Origin of the sequence: Actinoplanes sp. G11-F43, assembly GCF_050589265.1 — a bacterium.
Classification (GTDB): Bacteria; Actinomycetota; Actinomycetes; order Mycobacteriales; family Micromonosporaceae; genus Actinoplanes.
In genome coordinates this window covers 1-3,600 of record NZ_JBNZCE010000089.1, presented here as the reverse complement: position 1 = coordinate 3,600, position 3,600 = coordinate 1, and the positions used below count along the sequence as shown (strand labels likewise).

Genomic DNA, 3,600 nt, shown 5'->3' with positions numbered 1-3,600 from the left:
ACGCCATCTCCGGGTTCCCGACCGATCGCGGCTGGAACGACGTCGGCGGGACTACGTCGTACGTGCCGGAAGGTGGCTTCGTCTACGACGTGGCCGATTTCGATCCTGGGTTCTTCGGGATCAACCCGCGTGAGGCACTCGCCATGGACCCACAGCAGCGGTTGCTCCTGGAAACCGCGTGGGAGGCGATCGAGCGGGCTGGTCTGGCGCCGTCGTCGCTGCACGGCTCGGCCACCGGCGTCTTCATCGGAACCAGCGGATCCGGGTACGACAGCATCCTTCCCCCCGACGACAAGAGCCTGGACGGTTACCGGCTGACCGGTTCGGTCGCTTCGGTGGCGTCGGGCCGGATCTCGTACGTCCTCGGTCTGACCGGTCCTGCCATGACGGTCGATACCGCCTGTTCGTCGGCGTTGGTGGCGTTGCATCAGGCGGTGAACGCGTTGCGTGGTGGTGAGTGCACGATGGCGTTGGCCGGTGGTGTCGCGGTGATCACGTCGCCGGGTGCGTTCGTGGAGTTCGCCGAGCAGGGTGGGATGGCGTCCAGCGGTCGGAGCAAGGCGTTCTCCGACGACGCGGACGGGATCGGCTGGGGTGAGGGCGCCGGCATGATCCTGCTGGAGCGGCTGTCGGATGCCCGCCGTAACGGCCACCAGGTCCTGGCGGTGATCCGGGGTAGTGCGGTCAACCAGGACGGTGCGTCGAACGGCTTGTCGGCGCCGAATGGTCCGTCGCAGCGGCGGGTGATCCGTGCGGCGCTGGCGAACGCGCAGCTGTCGGCGGCGGACGTGGACGTGGTGGAGGCGCACGGCACCGGCACGACGCTGGGTGATCCGATCGAGGCGCACGCATTGCTGGCCACGTACGGTCAGGAGCGTCCGAGTGTTGATCGGCCGTTGTGGCTGGGCTCGGTGAAGTCGAACATCGGTCACCTGCAGACGGCCGCCGGCACCGCCAGCGTGATCAAGATGGTCCTGGCACTGCAGAACAACCTCTTGCCGCGTACGTTGCACGCCGACACCCCGTCGACACAGATCGACTGGTCGTCCGGGAACGTCGAACTGCTCACCCAGGCGCGGGAGTGGCCGGCTGGCGATCGGCCCCGGCGTGCGGGTGTGTCGGCGTTCGGTGTCAGCGGCACCAACGTGCACGTCATCATCGAGGAGGCACCCCCGGCTGAGGCCCAGGAACCCGAGGTACGGCCGGAGCTCCCGCTTCTGACCACGGACCTTCCTGCTTGGCTGGTGTCCGGGCACAACCCGGCAGCGCTCGCGGAGCAGGCCGGCCGCCTGCGGGAACACCTGGTGGCCCGGCCCGAGCTGTCAGCCGGGGATGTCGCGTGGTCGCTGGCGACGAGCCGTTCGGTGTTCGAGAAGCGTGCCGTGATCGTCGGTGCCAGCCGTGATGAGTTGCTGGCCGGTCTGGTGTCGGTGGCGACGGGTCAGCCGGCGGCTGGGGTGGTGGCCGGTGAGGTTTCCCCGGGTGGTGTCGGGCGGACGGTGTTCGTGTTCCCGGGTCAGGGCTCGCAGTGGATCGGCATGGGCCGGGAGTTGGCTGGGGAGTCGCCGGTGGTCGCGGCGCGGTTGGCCGAGTGCGCGGCGGCCCTGGAACCCTTCGTGGACTGGCGACTGGATGACGTACTGGCTGGTCGTCATGGTTTTGAGTCCGCTGACGTGGTCCAGCCGGCGTTGTGGGCGGTCATGGTTTCCCTCGCTGCGGTGTGGCGTGCTGCCGGTGTCGAGCCGGATGCGGTGGTGGGTCATTCGCAGGGTGAGATCGCCGCTGCTGCGGTGGCGGGGATCCTGTCGTTGGAGGATGCGGCGAAGGTTGTCGCGTTGCGGAGTCGGGCGTTGGCGGCTCTCGCCGGTCGTGGCGGGATGCTGTCGATCGCGGAGTCGGTGGATGCGGTGCGTGACCGGATCGCCGGGTTCGGTGATCGTCTGTCGATTGCCGCGGTGAACGGTCCGTCGGCGACGGTGGTTTCCGGTGAGCCCGGGGCGCTGCACGAGTTGCAGGCCGCGTGCGGTGACTCGGTGCGGACCCGAATGATTCCAGTGGACTATGCCTCGCATGGTCCGCAGGTCGAGCAGTTGCGGGATGAGATCCTGGCTGTTCTGGGAGGCATCAGGCCCACTGCGGCGGAGATCCCGATGGTTTCCGCCTTGACTGGGCAGTGGCTGGCCGGCCCGGAGTTGGATGCCGGCTACTGGTACTCCTCGCTGCGGGAGACGGTGGAGTTCGACAGGGCCGTGAAAGCGCTGGGCGATTCCGGTCACGGCGTCTTCGTGGAGTGTTCTCCGCATCCGGTGTTGATCCAGGCTGTCGATGCCGCTGTCACGGTGGGAACTTTGCGTCGTGATGACGGTGGCGCGCAGCGTCTGGTGGGATCGTTCGCCGAGGCGTTCGTGCGGGGTGTTCCGGTCGAGTGGCCCGAGGTGCTGGGTCGGGGAACCGCCGTCGACCTGCCGACGTACGCGTTCCAGCGGCGCCGGTTCTGGCCCGAGGCGCCCGCCACTTCTGCCAGGCCGTTGGACGACTGGCGTTACCGGATCACCTGGCAGCTGTCGCAGCCCGATGGTGTCGCCCCGGTGCTGTCCGGGACGTGGCTGGTGGTCGGTACCGATCGGGTCGGCCCGGCGGTTGCCGAGGCGCTGGCGGTTCACGGTGCCGAGGTGGTCATGGTCCCTGAGTTGGATGCCGCGTTGCTGGCGGGGGCGGCGGGTGTGGTGTCGTTGCTGGCCTTGGACGAGACTCCCGACCTGGACTACCCGTGGCTGGCCACAGGACTGACCGCGACCGTGGAACTGGTCAAGGCCGTCCACCGGGCTGAGGCGGAGATTCCGGTCTGGGTGCTGACTCGTGATGCGGTCCAGGCCGGTGCCGCTGACGTCACGACCGATCCGGTTCAGACGGCGGTGTGGGGTTTGGGCCGTGCGGTGGGTTTGGAGCGTCCCGAGTTGTGGGGTGGTCTGGTCGACCTGTCGGAGGGGTTCGGCGGTGCGGCTCTGGTGTCGGTGCTGGCGGATGGCACTGAGGATCAGGTGGCTTTGCGGTCTGAGGGTGTGTTCCTGCGCCGTCTGGTTCGGGCTGAGACCCGTCGTGCGGTTCCTCGGGAGTGGTCGCCGCGGGGGACGGTGCTGCTGACCGGTGGCACGGGTTCGATCGGTGTGGGCATCGGTCGATGGTTGGCCGAGCGTGATGCCCGGCGGGTGGTGTTGACGTCGCGGTCGGGTCCGTCGGCGCCGAACGTGGCGACTTTGGCGGCTTCGGTGGCTGAAGCGGGCACGGGTGTCGAGGTGATCAGCTGCGACCTGGGTGAAGCCGGTCAGGTGGCCGGGATGGTGTCGTGGATCGAGGAATCTGGTCCCGGTTTGTCGACGGTGTTGCACTCGGCGAATCTGCCCTATTTGGCGTGGGTGCAGGACACCGATCGTGAGGGTCTGGCCGCCGCGCTGGGTGCGAAGGCGGCCGGTGCTGTGCATCTGGATCAGGCCACCGCGGGCCTCGATATTGACGAGTTCGTGTTGTTCTCGTCGATCTCGGCCACGTGGGGCAGTAACGATCATGGTGCCTACGCGGCCGGGAATGCGTTCCTGGATG

1 protein-coding gene is annotated in these 3,600 nt (G+C 68.2%); it reads left to right on the top strand.

Features of this window, described 5'->3' with window-relative positions; translation table 11 throughout:
- Window positions 1–3,600 (top strand): type I polyketide synthase (locus ACQ0O7_RS45010; protein ID WP_430792083.1); only part of this gene is annotated, 3,600 nt, incomplete at both ends.